This window comes from Zoogloea sp., assembly GCF_041904905.1.
In the GTDB taxonomy this organism is placed as follows: domain Bacteria; phylum Pseudomonadota; class Gammaproteobacteria; order Burkholderiales; family Rhodocyclaceae; genus Zoogloea.
Window position 1 is genome coordinate 46,032 of record NZ_JAYRMI010000007.1, and the last position, 18,130, is coordinate 64,161.

The 18,130-nt window shown below is 72.0% G+C and carries 18 protein-coding genes; 10 read left to right on the forward strand and 8 right to left on the reverse strand.

Going from position 1 to position 18,130, the window contains the following annotated elements; genetic code table 11:
* Positions 1-13 precede the first annotated feature (13 nt).
* The gene (locus tag ACE3N6_RS03550) at positions 14-847 is read left to right on the forward strand and encodes an alpha/beta fold hydrolase (RefSeq protein WP_374243796.1); all 834 of its coding nucleotides are present in this window, start codon (positions 14-16) and stop codon (positions 845-847) included.
* Positions 848-850: 3 nt separating this feature from the next.
* Here ACE3N6_RS03550 and ACE3N6_RS03555 read toward each other — a convergent pair whose 3' ends face one another.
* The gene (locus ACE3N6_RS03555) at positions 851-2,431 is read right to left on the reverse strand and encodes a cytochrome c (RefSeq protein WP_374243797.1); all 1,581 of its coding nucleotides are present in this window, start codon (positions 2,429-2,431) and stop codon (positions 851-853) included.
* Entirely contained in the window at positions 2,428-3,054 is a 627-nt protein-coding gene (locus ACE3N6_RS03560) for an SCO family protein (protein WP_374243798.1), read from the reverse strand. The genes ACE3N6_RS03555 and ACE3N6_RS03560 overlap by 4 nt, the downstream gene beginning before the upstream one ends.
* Positions 3,055-3,321: 267 nt before the next feature.
* On the opposite strand from ACE3N6_RS03560, the gene ACE3N6_RS03565 reads away from it, so the two are divergent.
* The 6 genes from ACE3N6_RS03565 to ACE3N6_RS03590 all read left to right on the forward strand — a co-directional run bounded on the left by ACE3N6_RS03565 (position 3,322) and on the right by ACE3N6_RS03590 (position 8,055).
* On the forward strand, positions 3,322-3,906 hold the full coding sequence (locus ACE3N6_RS03565) for a type II secretion system protein N (RefSeq protein WP_374243799.1): 585 nt from the start codon (positions 3,322-3,324) through the stop codon (positions 3,904-3,906).
* A gap of 110 nt (positions 3,907-4,016) precedes the next feature.
* Positions 4,017-4,655 carry a paraquat-inducible protein A gene (locus ACE3N6_RS03570; RefSeq protein WP_374243800.1) on the forward strand — a complete coding sequence of 213 codons (639 nt, stop codon included), beginning with the start codon at positions 4,017-4,019 and terminating at the stop codon, positions 4,653-4,655.
* Positions 4,652-5,296 carry a paraquat-inducible protein A gene (locus ACE3N6_RS03575; RefSeq protein ID WP_374243801.1) on the forward strand — a complete coding sequence of 215 codons (645 nt, stop codon included), beginning with the start codon at positions 4,652-4,654 and terminating at the stop codon, positions 5,294-5,296. Before ACE3N6_RS03570 ends, ACE3N6_RS03575 begins: the two co-directional genes overlap by 4 nt.
* Entirely contained in the window at positions 5,289-6,956 is a 1,668-nt protein-coding gene (locus ACE3N6_RS03580; RefSeq protein WP_374243802.1) for an intermembrane transport protein PqiB, read from the forward strand. Before ACE3N6_RS03575 ends, ACE3N6_RS03580 begins: the two co-directional genes overlap by 8 nt.
* Positions 6,953-7,471, forward strand: a complete 519-nt coding sequence (locus ACE3N6_RS03585) for a DUF3617 domain-containing protein (RefSeq protein ID WP_374243803.1) — start codon at positions 6,953-6,955, stop codon at positions 7,469-7,471. The genes ACE3N6_RS03580 and ACE3N6_RS03585 overlap by 4 nt, the downstream gene beginning before the upstream one ends.
* A gap of 8 nt (positions 7,472-7,479) precedes the next feature.
* On the forward strand, positions 7,480-8,055 hold the full coding sequence (locus ACE3N6_RS03590; protein WP_374243804.1) for a membrane integrity-associated transporter subunit PqiC: 576 nt from the start codon (positions 7,480-7,482) through the stop codon (positions 8,053-8,055).
* 7 nt (positions 8,056-8,062) lie between these two features.
* On the opposite strand, the gene ACE3N6_RS03595 is transcribed toward ACE3N6_RS03590, so the two are convergent.
* The 3 genes from ACE3N6_RS03595 to ACE3N6_RS03605 all read right to left on the reverse strand — a co-directional run bounded on the left by ACE3N6_RS03595 (position 8,063) and on the right by ACE3N6_RS03605 (position 11,936).
* Positions 8,063-8,704, reverse strand: coding sequence for an ATP-dependent Clp protease proteolytic subunit (locus ACE3N6_RS03595; RefSeq protein ID WP_374243805.1), 642 nt, complete (start codon positions 8,702-8,704; stop codon positions 8,063-8,065).
* 78 nt (positions 8,705-8,782) lie between these two features.
* The gene (locus ACE3N6_RS03600; protein WP_374243806.1) at positions 8,783-10,405 is read right to left on the reverse strand and encodes an ATP-binding protein; all 1,623 of its coding nucleotides are present in this window, start codon (positions 10,403-10,405) and stop codon (positions 8,783-8,785) included.
* A 202-nt stretch (positions 10,406-10,607) separates the two neighbouring features.
* Positions 10,608-11,936, reverse strand: coding sequence for a dicarboxylate/amino acid:cation symporter (locus tag ACE3N6_RS03605; protein WP_374243807.1), 1,329 nt, complete (start codon positions 11,934-11,936; stop codon positions 10,608-10,610).
* Positions 11,937-12,170: 234 nt separating this feature from the next.
* Here ACE3N6_RS03605 and ACE3N6_RS03610 point away from each other — a divergent pair, with 234 nt between their 5' ends.
* On the forward strand, positions 12,171-12,635 hold the full coding sequence (locus ACE3N6_RS03610) for a hypothetical protein (protein WP_374243808.1): 465 nt from the start codon (positions 12,171-12,173) through the stop codon (positions 12,633-12,635).
* A gap of 430 nt (positions 12,636-13,065) precedes the next feature.
* On the opposite strand, the gene sfsA is transcribed toward ACE3N6_RS03610, so the two are convergent.
* From sfsA to ACE3N6_RS03625, 3 genes are all read right to left on the reverse strand, one after another.
* Positions 13,066-13,767: a DNA/RNA nuclease SfsA gene (sfsA, locus tag ACE3N6_RS03615; protein ID WP_374243809.1), complete on the reverse strand. Its 702-nt coding sequence runs from the start codon at positions 13,765-13,767 to the stop codon at positions 13,066-13,068.
* A 103-nt stretch (positions 13,768-13,870) separates the two neighbouring features.
* A complete protein-coding gene (locus ACE3N6_RS03620) occupies positions 13,871-14,803 on the reverse strand; it encodes an AEC family transporter (RefSeq protein ID WP_374243810.1) in 933 nt (310 codons plus the stop codon).
* Between the two features lie 120 nt (positions 14,804-14,923).
* Positions 14,924-15,820 carry a LysR family transcriptional regulator gene (locus ACE3N6_RS03625; RefSeq protein WP_374243811.1) on the reverse strand — a complete coding sequence of 299 codons (897 nt, stop codon included), beginning with the start codon at positions 15,818-15,820 and terminating at the stop codon, positions 14,924-14,926.
* A gap of 115 nt (positions 15,821-15,935) precedes the next feature.
* Here ACE3N6_RS03625 and ACE3N6_RS03630 point away from each other — a divergent pair, with 115 nt between their 5' ends.
* Both ACE3N6_RS03630 and ACE3N6_RS03635 read left to right on the forward strand, forming a co-directional pair.
* Positions 15,936-16,907 (forward strand): aldo/keto reductase, encoded by a 972-nt coding sequence (locus ACE3N6_RS03630; RefSeq protein WP_374243812.1) that lies wholly within the window; start codon positions 15,936-15,938, stop codon positions 16,905-16,907.
* A complete protein-coding gene (locus ACE3N6_RS03635; protein WP_374243813.1) occupies positions 16,904-18,127 on the forward strand; it encodes a benzoate/H(+) symporter BenE family transporter in 1,224 nt (407 codons plus the stop codon). The genes ACE3N6_RS03630 and ACE3N6_RS03635 overlap by 4 nt, the downstream gene beginning before the upstream one ends.
* Positions 18,128-18,130: the final 3 nt, after the last annotated feature.

Sequence of the window (18,130 nt, forward strand, 5' to 3'; positions counted from 1 at the left end):
GAGAGAGAACGCGATGACCCACTTCCTGGCCGACGACGGCGAAAAGATCCACCTCAAGGTGTCCGGCGAGGGCCCGCCGATGGTGCTGCTGCACGGCTGGACCTCCTCCCACCGGGACTGGAACCCCTTCCTCGCCGAGCTGGAGCCCCACCGCCGCCTGTACCGCTGGGACGCCCGCGGCCACGGCGGCCATCGCCTCGAAACCGCCAGCGTGCCCACGGTGGCGCGCATGGCGCGGGATCTGCAGAACCTGCTCGACCGCCACCGGCTTGATCGGGTGGTCGTCGCCGGGCACTCGATGGGCGCCCTCACCCTGTGGCAATACCTGCGGGATTTCGGCAGCAGCCGGCTGGCCAAGATCGTCGTGATCGACCAGTCGCCGCGCCTCGTCACCGACGCCGGCTGGCCCCACGGCATCTGCGGCGACTTCGACGAAGCCCGCAACGCCGCCTTCATCCGCGCGCTGGAGGCCGACTTCGCCGAGGCCGTGCTGCGCCTCGTCGCCTTCGGCCACAACGCCCGGGCGCGCCAGCTCTACGAGGAGAACGGCCCCGCCATCCAGTCGGCCCGCCAGCGCCTGGCCAGCTTCGACGCCCGCGCCCTGATCGAGTGCTGGCAGAGCCTCACCGCCGCCGACTACCGGGACGTGCTGCCCACCATCGACGTGCCGGCGCTGCTGGTGTACGGCGGGGCCAGCAACTTCTACTCCACCGCCACCGCCCATTACGTGCGCGACCGCATCCCCGACGCGCGCCTCCACGTCTACCCGGACGTGGACCACGCCCCGCACCTGTGGGAGCGGGCGCGCTTCGTGCGCGACGTGCTGGATTTCGTCGCCGGCGGCTGAGGCTCAGGGCACTGTCCAGTCCCCGTCCGGCACCAGGCTGCCGTCGGCGCCCACCCGCATCAGGTAGCCACCCTTCGAGCCGTAGCGCTGCCCCGGCCCCAGGGTGAAGCGCGGGAAGGCCGTGCTCACCGCCCCGGCGTAGGCGTCCTCCACCCGCTCCAGCAGCGCCGCCCGCGACGCCGGCTCGGGCAGGGTGTACAGCGCCCGGGCGGCGACGAGGCAGGCCGACCAGGTGTTGCCCTGGGTCCGCTCGGTCTCCCGGGTGAGGTTCAGCCCGGCGCCGCTCATCCACCCGCCCAGGTTGAAGACCATCCGCCCGAGGCGCGCCTCCGACGCGTCGAAGGGGTGAATCACCCGCAGCGCGTCGCCGGAGATGGGCCGGATCGCCCCCGCGTCCGGCGCCCGCTCAAGCTCGCCCAGGGTGGCCGACACCAGCACCGGCAGCCCGGCCGGCAGGCGCGGCGGGCGCGCCGCGAAGGCCCGCAGCTGGGCCGGGGTGAGCCACAGCAGCAGGGCGTCGTCCCGCCCCAGGGTGGGCAGCGGCGCCCCCGGCGCCACATCCACCCGGCGGGTGTGGGGGCGCTCGGCGCGCATCGCGGCATGGGCGGCGGCGGCGTGGCGGCCGATGTCGTCCGCGGCAAACACCTGCACCAGCCGCCGCGGCGGCGCGGGCCGGTCGAGCAGATGGCGGGCGGCCAGCCGGCCCTCCAGCGCCACCCCCGGCCACAGGTAGATCGACGCCGCCGGCGCCGGGCCCGGCGCGTCGGTGTTGGGGAAAAGGCAGGGCATGCCCTCCGCCTCGCAGAACGCATGCACCGGCGCCCACTCGCGGCCGATCCCGCCGACCAGCGCGAAGGCCGGCGTGCGGCGCTGGTGCTCCGCCAGCTGCCGACGCCAGCCGCTGGCCGGGCCCGCCAGGCGCCACTCGTGGAGCTTCCAGGCCCGCCGGCCGCTGCCCTCGGCCGGGCTGTGGCTGGCGATGCAGCGGGTCAGCACGTCGAGCATGGCCTGCTGCTGGCGCTCGGGCACGTCCGGCGCGACGACCGTGGCCAGGTGCACCACGCCCGCCTCCAGCCCCGGCGGCGGCACGGCCCCGAGCCGGCGCAGGTAGGCCGCCAGCGCGGCGATCTCCCGGTCGGCAAGCCGGTAGCGCGGCATCGTCGGGTCGAAGGCGGCGCCCCCGGCCCCCACCCCGTCGCGCAGGGCCCGGGCCAGGCTGGCCATGGCGTAGGCCGGCCGGGTGCGGAAGGCGTGATCCTCGAAGGCCATGCCCGGCGCCCGGCGGGGGCGATGGCCGGCGGGCGGACGCCCCGGGGCGAACAGGGTCTCGCCGGCCACCGGCGGCACCCGCGTCACCCCCTCCACCGTGCCCATCCCGCTGGGCCGGTGGCACTGCACGCAGGCCAGATCGCGCCCCGCCAGCAGCGGCCCGCCGGGGCGACGGCCCTCGATGGGCGTGCCGTCGGCGCGCAGGCCGTCGTGATACAAACGGCGGCCTTCTTCGGCCAAATCTGTATCGGCCGATGCGCCGCCCGCCGCCACGGCCCACGCGGCGGCCAGCAGCGTCCGCAGCGCCGCGCTCACCGGGCGAGCATCGGGCGCAGCTCGGCCAGGATGCGCTCGGCCTGGGCCAGGCCGTCCAGGCGCACCCACGGCTGACCCGGCGCCCGCCGCAGAAAGCTCACCGGGGTGTGGCCCATCTTGTCCGGCCGGTAGGCGTTGAAGGCCCGCTGCACGGCGCTGCTGGCGGCGTCGCTGCCGGTGAGGAACAGCCAGTCGCCGCCCACCCCGGCGCCGTACTGGCGGGCGTAGGCCTTCAGGCGGGCCGGCGTGTCCTGCTCCGGGTCGATCGACACCGACACCAGCCGCACCCGGCCACGGTCGGCGCCCAGCCCCTCGCGCACCTCGGCGAAAATCCGCGTCATCGGCGGGCAGATCGCCGTGCAGCTGGTGTAGATGAAGTTGAGCAGCACCGGCCGGCCGTCATCCACCAGGGCCGGAAAGGCGGCGCTCACCCCGTCCTGGTTGCGCAGGCTGACCGCCGGCAGGGCCACCGCCACCTCGCTGCGGCTCACCGTCGACGCCGCGTGCAGGCTGTGCCGGTGGTGGGCGTGCTCGTCGGCGGCCCACAGCCCGTTGGGCAGCGCCAGCAGGATCAGCAGGACCGCCGCGGTGACGCGGACGGTGAAATAGGGTTTGGACGACATGGCAGGGCTCCCCGTGCAATGCAGAAAGTGGGCTCCCGGCCATTTTCGGGTCGCGCCGCGCGCCGCCAGCGTGACGGGCGCCACGACTTTCCGCCATGAAACTCCAAATCACGTAAAAACGGTAAAACCACGTGAAACGCCCGCAAGCCCGAGGACGCCCGGTGATACGTTACGGTCATGCAAAGACAACCCATGCGGCTTAGCGTGTCTCGGTGGGTCCGCGAGGAAGCGGGCGCGGAGGCCCCTTGCCCGGACGGAGAGATCGGAATGAAGTGGTTCAACTACGACCGCATCCAGCGCCTCGTCGTGTTTGCCGGGCTGGCGGTGGTGCTGGGCCTGTGGGCCGCGGAGGACGCCGGCCTGCTGCCGGTCGCCCCGCGGAGCGCCCCCGCCGGCGAGACGGCCCCGGCGGCCCGGCAGCCCGCCCCCGCGGGGGCGATGCCCCACCTCACCCTGCAGGGCGTGATCGCCGGCAGCGGCTCGGTGCCGCCCCTGGCCCTGCTGGCCGAAGCCGGCCGGCGCCCGGTGCTGGTGCCCGAAGGGGCCAGCTTCGGCGAGGATTTCCGGCTGGAGCGGGTGTTCCCCGACCGGGCCGTGCTGCGCTGGCGCGGCAGCGAGGCGCCGGTGGTGGTGCCGCTCACCCCCGCCGCCGGCAGCGACACCCTGGCCGAACGCGGGCAGGACGCCGCCGGCAACCCGCCGCCGCCGCCCGCCGACGCCGTGGCGCCCCGCCGCGACGACGCCCTGCCGGCCGACCGGGTGCCGGCGCCGGCGGACGCCTCGGGCCCGCCGCCGGGCAGCGGCCTCACCGGCCCGGCCCTCAGCGGCCCGGCGCCGGACACCCCGCGCTAGCCCGGCGGCGTTCCGGGCGCCCGGCGGGGCGTGTTTGCTTTTCGCGCCGGGCGCTTGCGCCCGCCCCTGGCGCACCGCACAATTGGCCGTCATCCTCGCCCGCCCCCGCCATGCCCGCGCCCGACGCCCACCCGTCGCTCCCGCCCGCCCGGATCGCCTGCCACGAATGCGATCTGCTGCAGACCGAGCCTGCCCTCGCGCCCGGCGAGACGGCCCGCTGCGCCCGCTGCGGCGCCCTCCTGGCGCGCAACCCGCCGGATAGCCTGGACCGCAGCCTGGCCCTGTCGTGCACCGCCGCGGTGCTCTACGTGCTGGCCAACCTCTACCCGCTGGTGGGGCTGGAGATGCAGGGCCGGCAGGTGCAGGTCACCCTCGCCGGCGCGCTGCACATCCTGTGGCAGGGCGGCATGGCGCCGGTGGCGGCGCTGGTCGGCGTCACCACCCTGCTGTTTCCGCTGCTCGAACTGGCGATGTTCCTGATCGTGCTGGTGCCCCTGCGCCTGGGGCGGGTGTCGCCGCGGCTGGCGCCCTTCTTCCGGCTGGTGCGCTCGGTCAGGCCGTGGGGGATGGTCGAGGTCTTCCTGCTGGGCATGCTGGTGTCGCTGGTCAAGCTGTCGCACCTGGCCACGGTGATCCTCGGCACCGCCTTCTGGGCGATGGCGGCGCTGATCGTCGTGCTCACCCTGGCCGCCCGGGCCTTCGACCCCCGGCTGGTGTGGCAGGCCCCGCTGGCGGAGCCCGCCCGGTGACGCAGCGCCACCTCACCGCCCGCGAGGCCGGCCTCCTCAACTGCCACGTGTGCGGCCAGCTGTCCCGCGCCGCGCCCGGCCACGGGCTGGTGCGCTGCCCCCGCTGCCGGGCGCCGCTGCACCTGCGCAAGCCCGCCAGCCTCGCCACCACCTGGGCGCTCACCCTCGCCGCGGCGATCCTCTACGTGCCCGCCAACCTGCTGCCCATGATGACCACCGCCTCGCTGCTGGGCAGCCAGGAGGACACGATCATGAGCGGGGTGATCTTCCTGTGGCAGTCCGGCTCGTGGCCGCTGGCCGCGGTGGTGTTCTTCGCCAGCGTGATGGTGCCGCTGCTCAAGATCATCGCCCTCCTCTACCTCGCCGTCAGCGTGCAGCGCCGCTCCCGCCGCCGCCCGCAGCAACGCACCCGGCTGTACCGGATGGTGGAGTTCGTCGGCCGCTGGTCGATGCTGGACATCTACGTCATCACCCTGCTCGTCGCCCTGGTGCAGTTTCAGGGGCTGGCCACCATCCAGGCCGGGCCGGCCGCGGTGGCCTTCGGCGCGGTGGTGGTGCTGACCATGTTCGCCGCCATGAGCTTCGACCCCCGCCTGATCTGGGACCCCCTCGCCGGGCCCTCCCCCACCGACCATGCCTGAACCCACCCCCACGCCCCTCCCCGATCTGCCCCGGGCCACCGTCGAGACGCCCCGCCGCTTCCGCATCCCGCTGGTGTGGGTGATCCCGCTGGTGGCGCTGTCGATCGGCCTGTTCCTGGCGGCCCGCAGCTACTACGAGCAGGGCCCGCTCATCACCCTCGCCTTCAAGACCGGCACCGGCCTCGAGCCGGGCAAGACGCGCATCAAGTTCAAGGACGTGGACGTCGGCCAGATCACCGGCGTCGCCCTGTCCGAAGACGGTGCCGGCGTGGTGGCCACCGCCCGGCTGGCCCGCGAGGCCACCCGCCTGCTGGTGGACGACACCCGCTTCTGGGTGGTCAGCGCCCAGGTCTCGGGCAGCTCGGTATCGGGCCTGGGCACCCTCCTGTCGGGCGCCTACGTGGGCCTGGACGTGGGCAAATCCACCGAAGCCCGGCGCCACTTCACCGGCCTCGAGGCCCCGCCGGCGGTGAACTTCGACGTGCCCGGCAAGGCCTTCGTGCTGCAGGCCGAAACCCTCGGCTCCCTCGGCGTGGGCACCCCCATCTACTTCCGGCGCATCGAGGCCGGGCAGGTCACCGGCTTCAAGCTCGACGAGACCGGCAAGCGGCTCGACGTGCAGATCTTCGTCAAGGCCCCCTACGACCGCTTCGTGACCGCCAACAGCCGCTTCTGGAACGCCGGCGGGGTGGACGTGAAGCTCGGCGCCGACGGCGTGCAGGTGAACACCGAATCCATGACCGCCATCCTCGCCGGCGGCGTGGCCTTCCTCACCCCCGACGGCGACGGCACCGAGCCGGCCCCCGCCAACCACGCCTTCACCCTCTTCGCCAGCCGGGCCGAAGCCCTCAAGCAGGCCAGCCACCAGGTGCTGGTCTACACCCTGCGCTTCGACGAGACGGTGCGCGGGCTGTCGGTGGGCGCGCCGGTGGATTTCCGCGGCATCCAGGTGGGCGAAGTGAGCGCCATCAACCCGGACTTCCACCCCCGCAGCGCCGACCTGGGGCTGCTGGTGGACGTGAAGATCTTCCCCGGCCGGATGCGCGCCAACCCCAGCGCCGACAAGACCACCTTCTTCGGCAAGGACTACCGCGCCCGGGATTTCCGCGCCTTCGTCGACCAGCTCGTCGCCAAGGGCCTGCGCGGCCAGTTGCGCAGCGGCAACCTCGTCACCGGCCAGCTCTACGTGGCCCTCGACTTCTTCCCCGGCACCCGGCCGCTCAAGGTGGACTGGAACCGCAACCCGCCGCTGCTGCCCACCCAGCGGGGCAGCCTCGAGGAACTCCAGACCACCCTGCTGCGCATCGTCGCGCGGATCGACCGGCTGCCCCTGGACGAGATCGGCCGCGACACCGGCAAGGCCGTCGCCAGGCTCGGCAGCACCATCGACGAGGCCGAACGGCTGCTCAAGCGCCTCGACGGGCTGGCCGGCGGCGACGTGCGCGAGACCGTCGTCGAAGCCCGCAGCGCCATCGCCGAAACCCGCGCCGCCGTCGCCGACGCCCGCAAGCTGCTGGCCACCGACGCCCCGCTGCAGCAGGACATGCGCGCCAGCCTGCAGGAACTCGCCCGCGCCGCCCAGGCCCTGCGCCACCTGGCCGACACCCTCGACCGCCACCCCGAAGCCCTGCTGCGCGGCAAACCGGAGGAAAAGCCATGATCCGCGCCGGCCACCTCCTCGCGGCCCTGCTGGCCCTGGCCGGCAGCGCCCACGCCGGCACCGACGTCCGCCCCGGCCTGTGGGAGTTCCGCTCCACCCGGGTCAGCGTGGGCGGCGCGCCCGACCTCTCCGACGCCCTGCGCCAGCAGCTCGCCCGCCTCCCGCCCGACGTCCAGGCCCAGCTGCGTCAGCAGCTCTCCGCCCAGGGCGTGCAGCTGGGCAACGACGGCACGGTGCGCAGCTGCATCACCCCCGAACAGGCCCGCCACAACAGCATCTACGCCGGCCCCGGCGACGGCCGCTGCACCCTCGCCAGCATCGCCCGGAGCGGCAACCGGGTGCGCGGCCGCCTCAACTGCAGCCAGCCCCAGGGCAGCGCCGACTTCGACACCACCCTCGACGGCCCCGAGCACATGCGCACCCGGGTCGTCATGCACTCGGCCCAGGGCGAGATCCAGCTCGACAGCGACGCCCGCTGGATCGCCCCCTGCGGCACCGCCACCCGCCAGGATTGACCGCCACGATGAACCGCCCCCTCGCCATCGCCCTGCTGAGCGGCGCCCTCGCCGCCTGCGGCAGCACCCCGCCGATCCACCACTACACCCTCGGCCCGCTGCCGCCAGCCCCGGCCGCTGCGCCCGCCGCCGGCGGAGCCAGCCTGGTCGTCGGCCCGGTGGGCGTGCCGGCCGCCATCGACCGCCTGCACATCGTGCGCCAGCAGGGCGCCGCCCGCGCCGAAGTGTCGGACGAGCACCGCTGGGCCGCGCCGCTGAAGACCGAGATCGCCCGCCGGGTGGCCCTCGAGGTGGCCCGCCGCAGCGCCTACGGGCGGGCCGTGGCGTGGCCCCAGGCGAGCGTCGCCGACCCCGACCTGAGCCTGCCCATCGACGTGCAGCGCTTCGAGGCGGACGGCTTCGAGCGGGTGACGCTGGAGGCCGTGTGGACGCTCCGCAAGGGCGGGCGCGACGTGGCGAGCCGACGCTTCGCCGCCACCGAACCCATCCAGGCGCCCGGCTGGGAGGGCCTCGCCGCGGCCCACGGGCGGCTGGTGGATGCGCTCGCCGCAGACATCGTCGCGGCGCTGCCGGCCCGGCCCTGAGCGGCGCCTAATCCGCCGGCTCGGCCTTCTTGCGCGCCGCCGGCTTGCGGGGGGCGGCGGCCGGCTTGTTGGCCTTGATGCGCCCCAGGCGGCGGCGGATCTCGTCGGAATCCATCCACAGGTCGCTGCCCTGCAGGATGTGGGCGATGTCGGTGGCGCTCAGGAAGGGCGTGCACAGCCGGGTGGTCACCTTCTCGAACCAGCTGCCCAGGGCGCGCACCTCGGCCGCCTGCTCGCTGCCCTTGCCGGCAAAGCTGCTGGAGTAGGTGTGAAACATCAGCTGGCAGTTGTCGTGGACGATCAGCTCGTCGCCCGACAAAAAGATGAAGGCCGCCATCGAGTAGGCCCGCGCCTCCAGCACCGTGACCACGTGAGCCTCGGAGGCCAGCATGTTGTTGATGAGCTGCAGCCCGGTGTTGAAATCGCCGCCCGGCGAGTTGATGTGCAGGTAGATCAGGTCGGTCTGGGCCGCCGTGCGCAGGGTGTAGAACAGCTCGGTGTAGTGCTGGGGCTCCTGGATCTCGCCGCACAGGTAGTAGGACACCTGGTGGATCGGCACGTGGCGCTCGTAGCGCACCAGCCCTGCGAAGGGCAGCACCTCGCCCTCGTCCTCGTCGTCCGCGCGACGGCCGGGGTTGTGTTGAACCATGGCAGCACCTCCGCTTGAGCACACCCGCCCAGTATGCAACCGGCGGCGGGCGGGTTCAACGCGCAGGCGCCGCCGGGCTCAGGTGTCGCTCTCGGAGAACACCGGCTTGGTGGGCGGCGGCGCGCTGTCGGCGGCGAGGATCGGCAGCTCGATCTTGAAGATGCCGTGGTTGGCCGCTTCGCCCCACAGGCGGCCGCCGTGGGTGGCGACGATGGCGCGGCTGATCGCCAGCCCGAAGCCCCGGCTGCCGCTGTTCGACGCATCCAGCGGGTCGAACAGGTTGGTGACCCGCTCGGGGCTGAGGCCGGAACCGGAATCCTCCACCCGCAGGCAGACCTGCTCGCTGCCGTCCTTCCAGGCCGCCACCCAGATCCGCCGCGGCTGGCGCGGGCTGTCGGCCACCGCGTCGAAGGCGTTGGCGAGCAGGCTGCGCAGCACCACCTCCATCTGCAGGCGGTCCACCATCAGGCTCACCTCGGGCATCGGCGCCACCCGCAGCACGATGCCGGCCTGCTCGGCGCGCAGGCGATAGGGCGCGGCGGCGGCCTCCACCAGGGTGGCGAGGGTCAACACCTCCGGCTGCGGGTCGCCGGTGCGGAAGAAATCCTGCAGCCGCTTCACCACGTCGCCGGCCTTGCCGGATTCCCGCAGCACGCAGCGGATCGCCGCGTGGAGCTGCTCGCCGGTCTCGCCCCGTTCGAGCAGCTGCTCGCAGGCTCCGGCGTAAGCGGTGAGGGCGGTGAGGGGGTGGTGCAGCTCGTGGGCCAGCGCCCCGGCCATCTCGCCCGCCGCCGCCAGACGCAGGCTGTGGCGCAGATCCTGGGTGGTGCGTCGCTGCTCATTGACCACCGCGCCCACGAAGAAACCGACCACCGCCATCGCCATCGCCAGGATCTGCAGCTCGGCCACCGTGACCGCGTTGTAGTTGAGCAGGCGCATCGCCGCGATCACCCCGACCTGCAGCAGCGCCGCGCACACGATGGCGCCGGCCATGCCCTGCCGTCCGGCCGCCCACACGATGGGCAGGAACAGCAGGTAGAACAGCTTGAAGCCGCTGTGGCCGCCCACCCCGAAGGCCAGCCACAGGGTGGCCACCCCCAGCAGGGCGTAGCCCACGCTCTCGCGGTTGAGCACCGAGCGCTGCAGGCGCCGGCGCCCGCGCTTGCTGGTGAGCCACAACAGGAGCGGCATCATCACCGCGATGCCCACCCCGTCGCCCACCCAGAAATGCTTGAGCCCCTGCCACCAGCCGGAGGTGGGCAGCAGCCCCTCGATGCGCAGCACCAGCAGGTAGGCCAGGCTGATGAGTAGCGAGCCGATCACCACCCGCAGCAGCCACGCCACCAGGGTGCGCCGATCATCGAGCAGGGCGTCGCGGGGCAGCCGGCGGGCCAGCACCTCGCCCAGCAGCGCGTAGCCCAGCGCCAGCACCAGGCCCGGCAGGACGTGGATCCAGAGCGAGGTGAAGTGCCCGTGCACGCCGATCTCGGCCAGCAGCACGGCGATGGTGAGCGGCGCCCACGCCGCCCGGCCGAAGCGCATCACCAGCACCAGGCCAAGGGCCGGCGCCGGGTTCCAGGGCGTGAGGTTCAGCCCGAACAAGGCGTGACCGAAGCTCACCTTGTCGAGGATGTAGTAAAGGCCGACGAAGCCGATGAACAGGGGCAGGAGACGCAGCCCCTCAAGGGCGGCCGCCTTCATGTCACGAATCATGCCGGGATGTTTGGAGGAAGAAGTTTGGCAAGAAACTGTTAAATTTTCCACAGCCTGAAGGCTCGCATTAAATAGGCCGGACCGCCAAGGGTGTGCGCGCCCGATAAATACCAAATGCGTCACGCTCGGACGTGAAAAAACCGGCCGGGCTTGCGCCGGGCCGGTTTTACACGGAAATCGCCTCGCGTGCTTATCTGCTTGTAACGAGCGGGGTGGCGACGAGGGTCGGCACCGCGGCCTCCGGCGACGCTTCCGGCAGGCCGCCGTCGAGGGCCTGCGCCATTTTCGCCATGTCCAGCTCGTTTTCGGAGCGCGACACGACCACGGTGGCCACCGCGTTGCCGATGAAGTTGGTCAGCGCGCGGGCCTCGCTCATGAAACGGTCGATGCCCAGGATCAGCGCCATGCCGGCCACCGGGATGGTGGGCACCACCGCCAGGGTCGAGGCCAGGGTGATGAAGCCGGCGCCGGTGATGCCGCTGGCGCCCTTCGAGGTGAGCATCGCCACCAGCAGGATCGACAGCTCCTGGGTCAGGGTGAGTTCGGTGTTGGTGGCCTGGGCGATGAACAGGGCGGCCATCGTCATGTAGATGTTGGTGCCGTCCAGGTTGAAGGAGTAGCCGGTGGGCACCACCAGGCCGACCACCGAGCGGGCGCAGCCGAGCTTCTCGAGCTTGTGCATCAGGCGCGGCAGGGCGGATTCGGAGGAGCTAGTGCCCAGCACGATCAGCAGCTCCTCGCGGATGTAGCGGATGAACTTGAAGATCGAGAAGCCGGTGTAGCGGGCGATGGCCCCCAGCACGATGACCACGAACAGGCCGCAGGTAAGGTAGAACGCGCCCATCAGCTTGGCCATCGGCACCAGCGAGGCCACGCCGTACTTGCCGATGGTGAAGGCCATCGCCCCGAAGGCGCCCAGCGGGGCGAGCTTCATCACGGTGTTCACGATGCCGAACATCACGTGGGAAATCTGCTCCACGAAGTCGAACACCGGCTTGCCCTTGTCGCCCATTGCCGCCAGCGAGAAGCCGAACAGGATCGCCAGCAGCAGCACCTGCAGGATGTCGCCCTTGGCGAAGGCATCCACGAAGGTGGCCGGGATGATGTTGAGGATGAACTCGGTGGTGCTCTGGGCCTTGGCCTTGGCGGTGTAGTCGCCGATGGCCTTGGTGTCGAGGGTGCTCACGTCGGCGTTGAAGCCGGCGCCCGGCTGGGCCACGTTGGCCACCACCAGGCCGATCGCCAGCGCCAGGGTCGAGACGATCTCGAAGTACAGCAGCGCCTTGCCGCCCACCCGGCCCACCTTCTTCATGTCCTGCATGCCTGCGATGCCATGCACCACGGTGCAGAAGATCACCGGCGCGATGATCATCTTCACCAGCTTGATGAAGCCGTCGCCCAGGGGCTTCAGGTCCACCCCCAGTTTGGGCTCGAAGTACCCCAGCGCCACCCCGCACACGATGGCGAACAGCACCTGCACGTACAGGATCTTGTAGAACGGTTGTTGCGGACTTTGCATGACGGCTGTGCCTCCGGCGGTTGATTCCATACCGTCATCTTCGCCGCCCCCTGCCCAGCCGAAAATTGTGATCGTCCACATTGGGGGCGGCCCTATTGTGGAAAGCCGCAGCGGCTGGAGAGGGCGCCCGGCCTATATCGTTTTACATATATACGAACGTCATCGGCTCGACTACAATCCGGCCCGCGCCCCGGATTGGGGGCGCCTTTTCCATCTGCGGAGGACCCCCACCCCATGAGCCAGAATCTCGTCTCCCTCGACCTCGGCGCGGCCGACGTGCTTGCCATCGACGCAGCCCTCGACACCCTCGAGAAGCTGTTCGCCGGCTTCGTCGAGCTGACCCCGGAGCAGCGCCACAAGCTGACCAAGATGGGAGACCGTTCGGAGGCGTTCTGTCGGCAGACCCTCATGGTGCTGGCGCAGAACAAGCAGATGATCCCGCCCGGCTTCGATCTGGACGAGGCCCAGAGCGATCTGCTGACCTTCGACACCCTGCGCCCGCGCATCCAGCGCCTGCGCGGCCTGCTCTCCAAGGGCGAAGACACCGAGATGGCCCTGGGCAGCGACGTGATGCGCGCCTCCTACGACGGCTACGCCCTGGCCAAGCTGTTCGGTCAGGGTGCCGCCCTCGACACCCTCAAGGATGCCATGTCGGTGCGCTACACCCGCCGCCCCAACAAGAACGACCCCGCGGCCTGACCCCACGGCCGGCGGCGCCCTGCTGCCGGCCTGCCCCGCTTGACCCGGGGGCGGCCCCTCCTTGTCGCCCCCTTTCATCGCGCGTCGGCCGATTGACGCGCGATGCTTTTTGCCTTTCCCGCAAGTCATCCCCCTTCGCCCGTCCGGCCCGCGGCCTCGCCCGCAAGGCCCGCAGCGACTCCCGCAAGGCTTTAAGCCTTGCGCGCAAGACAAAAAGCCTTGCGGACAAGGCCCGCAGCCCCCGCCGCAAGCGTCGCAGCCCGGCCCCCAAGGCAATCCGCCTCGCCGCCAACGCCCCGCCCCTTGCCAGCAAGGCCCCAGGCCCGCCCCCCGACCCGAAAAGCCTTGCCCCCCTCGCCCCCGGCCTTGCCCGCAAGGCGCCACCCCGCCCCCGCAAGCGGCCACGCCCTGCGCGGCGGGCCGATGGCCGCTACGGCACCGTCACCGCCAGCCGGCGGGTGAGGGCGATGGCCTGGGGGGTGACGGTGGCCCCCAGGGCGAGCACCTCGACACCGGCGGCGAGGGCGTCGCGCAGGGCGCGGCCGTAGGCGGGGTCGATGCGATCGGCGGGGCGGACTTCGGCGACGTCGCCGCGCTGCACGCAGAAGACCAGCACCGCCCGGTGGCCGGCGGCCACCATCGCGGCCAGCTCGCGCAGGTGTTTGGCGCCGCGGGCGGTAACCGCATCCGGAAAGTAGCCCACGCCGCCCTCGACGGCGGCGGTGACGTTCTTGACCTCCACGTAGCAATCGGGCCGGCCGGGGGCCTGCAGCAGCAGGTCGATGCGGCTGCCCTCGCCGTATTTCCGCTCGGGGCGGAGGGTGGGATAGCCGGTGAGTTCGGGCACCGCGCCGGCCTCGATGGCCTCGCGCACCAGGGCGTTGCTGCGCCCGGTATGCACGCCCACGATCACCCCGGGCGCGGTCTCCACCAGCTCCCAGGTCCAGGCGAGCTTGCGCGCCGGGTTGGCGGCGGGCGACAGCCACACCCGCATCCCCGCGTCCTTGCAGCCCAGCATCGAGCCGGTGTTGGGGCAGTGCGCAGTGACGAGGCCGCCGGCCGTCTCCACATCGGCAAGGAAACGCTGGTAACGCCGGACGAGGCGGCCTTCGAGGAGGGGGGGAAAGAGCATGTGAGGCGTAATGGGTGAGGAGTGAGGAGACCTTGTTTTACGCGGGTGCGCTGGCGATCGGTAGCGCACAGGGTATCAGCCCGGGCTCCTCACTCCTTACTCCTCACGTTCCCAACACCCACAGCAAGCCGCTCACCGTGAAGAACGACAGGGTGGTGGCGGCCACCAGGGCGGCGGCGCTGAGGCCTTCCTGGCCGAACTTCTGGCTCAGGAGCGGGTAGATGGAGAGCATCGGCATGCCGGCGTTGAGGATGGCGGCGGTAGCCAGCTCCGGCCTGCTGCCGGGCGAGACCGCCAGCACGGCGGCCACGCACAGGGGGTGGACCAGCAGCTTGCCGGCGACGATCAGCGACAGATCGCCAGCCATGCCCCGCAGGCTGAGCCCGGCCAGGGTGCCGCCGATGCAGAACAGCGCCACCGGGGCGGAGGCCACCGACAACATGTCCACCGCCTTGGCCACCGGCACCGGCAGGGGCACGCCCAGCAGCGTCCACAGCACGCCGGCGCCCATCGCCAGGATGAAGGGGTTGCGGGTGAGGCGGCGCAGGATCTCCCGCAGCACCGCCGACCAGCGCCGGTTGGCGCTGCCCGCCACCTCGGCCAGGGTGAGCAGCAGCGGCATCATCAGCAGCCCCTCCACCAGCGCATACACGGCCAGCGCGCTGCCGGCCAGCGGGCCCATCGCCTGCAGCGCGATGGGGTAGCCGATGAAGGCGCTGTTGGACATGGACGCCCCCAGGGCCTGCACCGCCCCCACCTGCAGGCTGCGCCCCCGCAGCAGGCAGGACACCGCCAGCGCCAGCCCGGCCGCCAGCAGCGACCCCAGGGCGTAGACGAGGAGCAGGTGGCCATCGACCAGATCGCCCAGGGCGCGGGCCGACATGGCCTTGAAGAGCAGCGCCGGCAGGGCCACGTTGATGACGAAGACGCCCAGCGGGCGCATCTCGGCGCGGGTGAGCAGGCCGTGGCGCACGGCCGCGAAGCCCACGCCGACGATGAGGAAGATCGGGCCGGTGATGCCCAGGATGGTCAGCAAGGCGGTCTCGACGGAGGTGGGCAGGGCCCGATTCTAGGCGCCCGCGCGGGGTGGATAAATCGATGGGCCGAACATCACTGTTCGGCGATGGCAAACAGTGCCCGGATTGGGCGGCGCCCCTCAGGGCAGCCGGGCGCACACCTCGGCCAGCCAGTCCACGAACACCCGCACCCGGGGCGACAGGTGGCGGTTCTGGGGGTACACCGCCGACAGGGGCAGCGGCGGCGGCTGGTAGGGCTGCAGCACCTCCACCAGGGTGCCGGCGGCAAGCTGGCGCACCACATGGTAGCGGGGCACCTGGATCAGCCCGAAGCCGGCCTCGCAGGCGGCCACGTAGGCGTCGCCGTTGTTCACCCCCAGGCGGGCGCGCACGTTGCGGTTCTCCACCTGGCCGTCCACGGTGAACTCGAAGGGCACCGACTTGCCGGTGGAGGCGGAGAGGTAATCCACCGCCTCGAAGCGATCCAGATCGGACGGGCGGTTGGGCCGGCCGTGGCGGGCGATGTAGGTGGCGCTGGCGCAGCACACCTGAGGCAGCGCGGTGAGGCGGCGCGCCACCAGCGAGGAGTCGCGCAGCTCGCCGATGCGCAGCACGCAGTCGACGCCCTCGCGGATCAGGTCGATCTGGCGGTCGGTGAGGGACAGCTCCACCGACACCTCGGGGTGGCGGGCGCAGAACTCGGGCAGGGCGGGGATCAGCACCAGCCGGCCGAAGGAGGTGGAGGCATCCACCCGCAGCCGCCCCTGGGGGTGGCGGGCGGCCTGGGTGAAGGCGGCCTCCACGTCGGCCACGTCGGCCAGAATCGCCAGACAGCGCTGGTAGTAGGCGTCGCCGTCCAGCGTGGCGCGCACCTGGCGGGTGGTGCGCTGGAGCAGGCGCACGCCCAGGTGGGCTTCGAGCTGCTTGACGATCTGGGTGGCCGAGGCGCGGGGAATGCCGAGCTTTTCGGCGGCGCGGCTGAAGCTGCCCAGCTCAACGATGCGGGTGAACAGCTGCATGGCCTGGAAGCGGTCCATCGAGGCTCCAATTGTTTGCGATTTGCGAACAGTGTTGCTGTTTTCGGCGCATTTATCAACGCCGACGGCGCGCTCCATAATCCGCCCGACATTCTGCCCCGGAGGGTTTGCGATCATGGAATACGTACGTTTCGGCGCCACCGGCCTTCAGGTGTCCCGCCTGTGCCTGGGCTGCATGACCTACGGCAGCCCCGCCTGGCGCCCGTGGGTGCTGGACGAGGCCGCCAGCCGGCCTTTCATCCAGCAGGCGCTGGCGCTGGGCATCAACTTCTTCGACACCGCCGACATGTACTCGCGGGGCGAGAGCGAGGCGGTGCTGGGCCGGGCGATCCGCGATTTCGCCCGGCGCGACGAGGTGGTGCTGGCCACCAAGGTGTTCTTCCCGATGAGCGACGCGCCCAACGACCGCGGCCTGTCGCGCAAGCACATCCTGGCGGGCATCGACGCCTCGCTCAAACGCCTGGGCACCGACTACGTGGACCTGTACATCATCCACCGCTTCGACCCCCACACCCCCATCGACGAGACCCTGGAGGCGCTCGATACGGTGGTGCGCTCGGGCCGGGCGCGCTACCTGGGCGCCTCGTCGATGTTCGCCTGGCAGTTCATGAAGCTGCTGGCCCACCAGCGGGCCCACGGGCTGGCGCGCTTCGTGTCGATGCAGAACCACTACAACCTGGCCTACCGCGAGGAGGAGCGCGAGATGCTGCCCCTGTGCCGCGACCAGGGCATCGCCGTCACTCCGTGGTCGCCCCTGGCCCGCGGGCTCTTGGCCGGCAGCCGGGGCAGCGGCACCCGGCGCGACGAGACCGACACCCTGGCCCACGGCTGGTACAACCAGCAGGCGATGGAAGACGCCGTCGTGGCCGCGGTGCAGCAGGTGGCCCGGGCCCGCGGGGTGCCGGCGGCGCAGGTGGCGATCGCCTGGGCCGCCAGCCGGCCGGGCATCGTCGCCCCGCTGATCGGCGCCTCCAAGCCCCACCATCTGCCGGACGCGGTGGCCGGCATCCAGCTCGAACTCAGCGCCGAGGAAGTCGCGCTGCTCGAGGCGCCCTACCGCCCCCGCCCGGTGGCGGGCCACGAATGAACGCCGCCGCCCCTTCCGCCGCGCCGGGCGGGCTGACCCGGGATTGGTCGGTGTCGTCGGTGACCGCCGGTTTTCTGGCGGTGCTGATCTCCTACTCCGGCCCGCTCATCATCTTCTTCCAGGCCGCCCAGTCGGCCGGCGTGGCGCCGGAGACGATCTCGTCCTGGGTGTGGGGCGTCTCGATGGGGGCGGCGGTGTCGGGCATCTTCTTGTCGTGGGCGCTCAAGGTGCCGGTGGTCACGGCCTGGTCGGCGCCGGGCACGGCGCTGCTGGTCACGCTGTTTCCGGGGCTGTCGCTGAACGAGGCGGTGGGCGCCTACCTCATCGCCGCCGCGGTGCTGTTCCTGATCGGCATCACCGGCACCTTCGACCGCCTGCTGCGTCACGTGCCCAAGGGCGTGGCGGCGGGGATGATGGCCGGCATCCTGTTCCAGTTCGGGGCCAACGCCTTCAAGGCGGCGGGCTCGATGCCGCTGCTCACCTTCGGGATGGTGGCGGCCTATCTGCTGCTCCGGCGCTTCGTGCCGCGCTACTGCATGGTGCTGGTGCTGCTGGTGGGCGTGGGGCTGGCGGTGGGCATCGGCGGGGCGGAGCTGTCGGGCGTGAAGCTGTCGCTCGCCACGCCTCAGTTCATCGCACCGGCCTTCACCTGGAACGCCACCCTCAGCTTCGCCCTGCCGCTGATCCTGGTGAGCCTGACCGGCCAGTTCCTGCCGGGCATGGCGATCCTCCACGGCTCGGGCTACCCCACCCCGGCCCGGCCGATCCTCGCCGCCACCAGCGTGGCTTCGGCGGCGGTGGCCTGCTTCGGCGGCATCACCATCGTCGTGGCGGCGATCACCGCCGCCCTGTGCACCGGCCGCGACGCCCACGAAGACCCGGCCCGGCGCTACGTGGCGGGCATCGCCAACGGCGCCTTCTACCTGATCGGCGGCAGCTTCGGCGCCACCATCGTGTCGCTGTTCACCCTCCTGCCGCAGGAGTTCGTGGCGGTGCTGGCGGGCCTGGCGCTGATCGGCGCGATCACCGCCAACCTGATCGGCACCATCGCCCACGAGGACCACCGGGAGGCGTCGGTCATCACCTTTCTCGCCACCGCCTCGGGCATGCGCTTCCTGGGGCTTGGCGCGGCCTTCTGGGGCGTGGTGATCGGCATCGCCGCCTACTTCGTGCTGCACCGGGCGAAGCCGGCCGCGGCGCCGGCCCCCGGCCCGCGATAGCGG

Excerpts from the sequence above, each read along its gene's own strand:
- ACE3N6_RS03550 (WP_374243796.1), top strand. The coding sequence starts at position 14 with ATGACCCACTTCCTGGCCGACGACGGCGAAAAGATCCACCTCAAGGTG.
- ACE3N6_RS03560 (WP_374243798.1), bottom strand. The coding sequence starts at position 3,054 with ATGTCGTCCAAACCCTATTTCACCGTCCGCGTCACCGCGGCGGTCCTG.
- ACE3N6_RS03565 (WP_374243799.1), top strand. The coding sequence starts at position 3,322 with ATGAAGTGGTTCAACTACGACCGCATCCAGCGCCTCGTCGTGTTTGCC.
- ACE3N6_RS03570 (WP_374243800.1), top strand. The coding sequence starts at position 4,017 with ATGCCCGCGCCCGACGCCCACCCGTCGCTCCCGCCCGCCCGGATCGCC.
- ACE3N6_RS03580 (WP_374243802.1), top strand. The coding sequence starts at position 5,289 with ATGCCTGAACCCACCCCCACGCCCCTCCCCGATCTGCCCCGGGCCACC.
- ACE3N6_RS03585 (WP_374243803.1), top strand. The coding sequence starts at position 6,953 with ATGATCCGCGCCGGCCACCTCCTCGCGGCCCTGCTGGCCCTGGCCGGC.
- ACE3N6_RS03590 (WP_374243804.1), top strand. The coding sequence starts at position 7,480 with ATGAACCGCCCCCTCGCCATCGCCCTGCTGAGCGGCGCCCTCGCCGCC.
- ACE3N6_RS03595 (WP_374243805.1), bottom strand. The coding sequence starts at position 8,704 with ATGGTTCAACACAACCCCGGCCGTCGCGCGGACGACGAGGACGAGGGC.
- ACE3N6_RS03600 (WP_374243806.1), bottom strand. The coding sequence starts at position 10,405 with ATGAAGGCGGCCGCCCTTGAGGGGCTGCGTCTCCTGCCCCTGTTCATC.
- ACE3N6_RS03605 (WP_374243807.1), bottom strand. The coding sequence starts at position 11,936 with ATGCAAAGTCCGCAACAACCGTTCTACAAGATCCTGTACGTGCAGGTG.
- ACE3N6_RS03610 (WP_374243808.1), top strand. The coding sequence starts at position 12,171 with ATGAGCCAGAATCTCGTCTCCCTCGACCTCGGCGCGGCCGACGTGCTT.
- sfsA (WP_374243809.1), bottom strand. The coding sequence starts at position 13,767 with ATGCTCTTTCCCCCCCTCCTCGAAGGCCGCCTCGTCCGGCGTTACCAG.
- ACE3N6_RS03625 (WP_374243811.1), bottom strand. The coding sequence starts at position 15,820 with ATGGACCGCTTCCAGGCCATGCAGCTGTTCACCCGCATCGTTGAGCTG.
- ACE3N6_RS03630 (WP_374243812.1), top strand. The coding sequence starts at position 15,936 with ATGGAATACGTACGTTTCGGCGCCACCGGCCTTCAGGTGTCCCGCCTG.
- ACE3N6_RS03635 (WP_374243813.1), top strand. The coding sequence starts at position 16,904 with ATGAACGCCGCCGCCCCTTCCGCCGCGCCGGGCGGGCTGACCCGGGAT.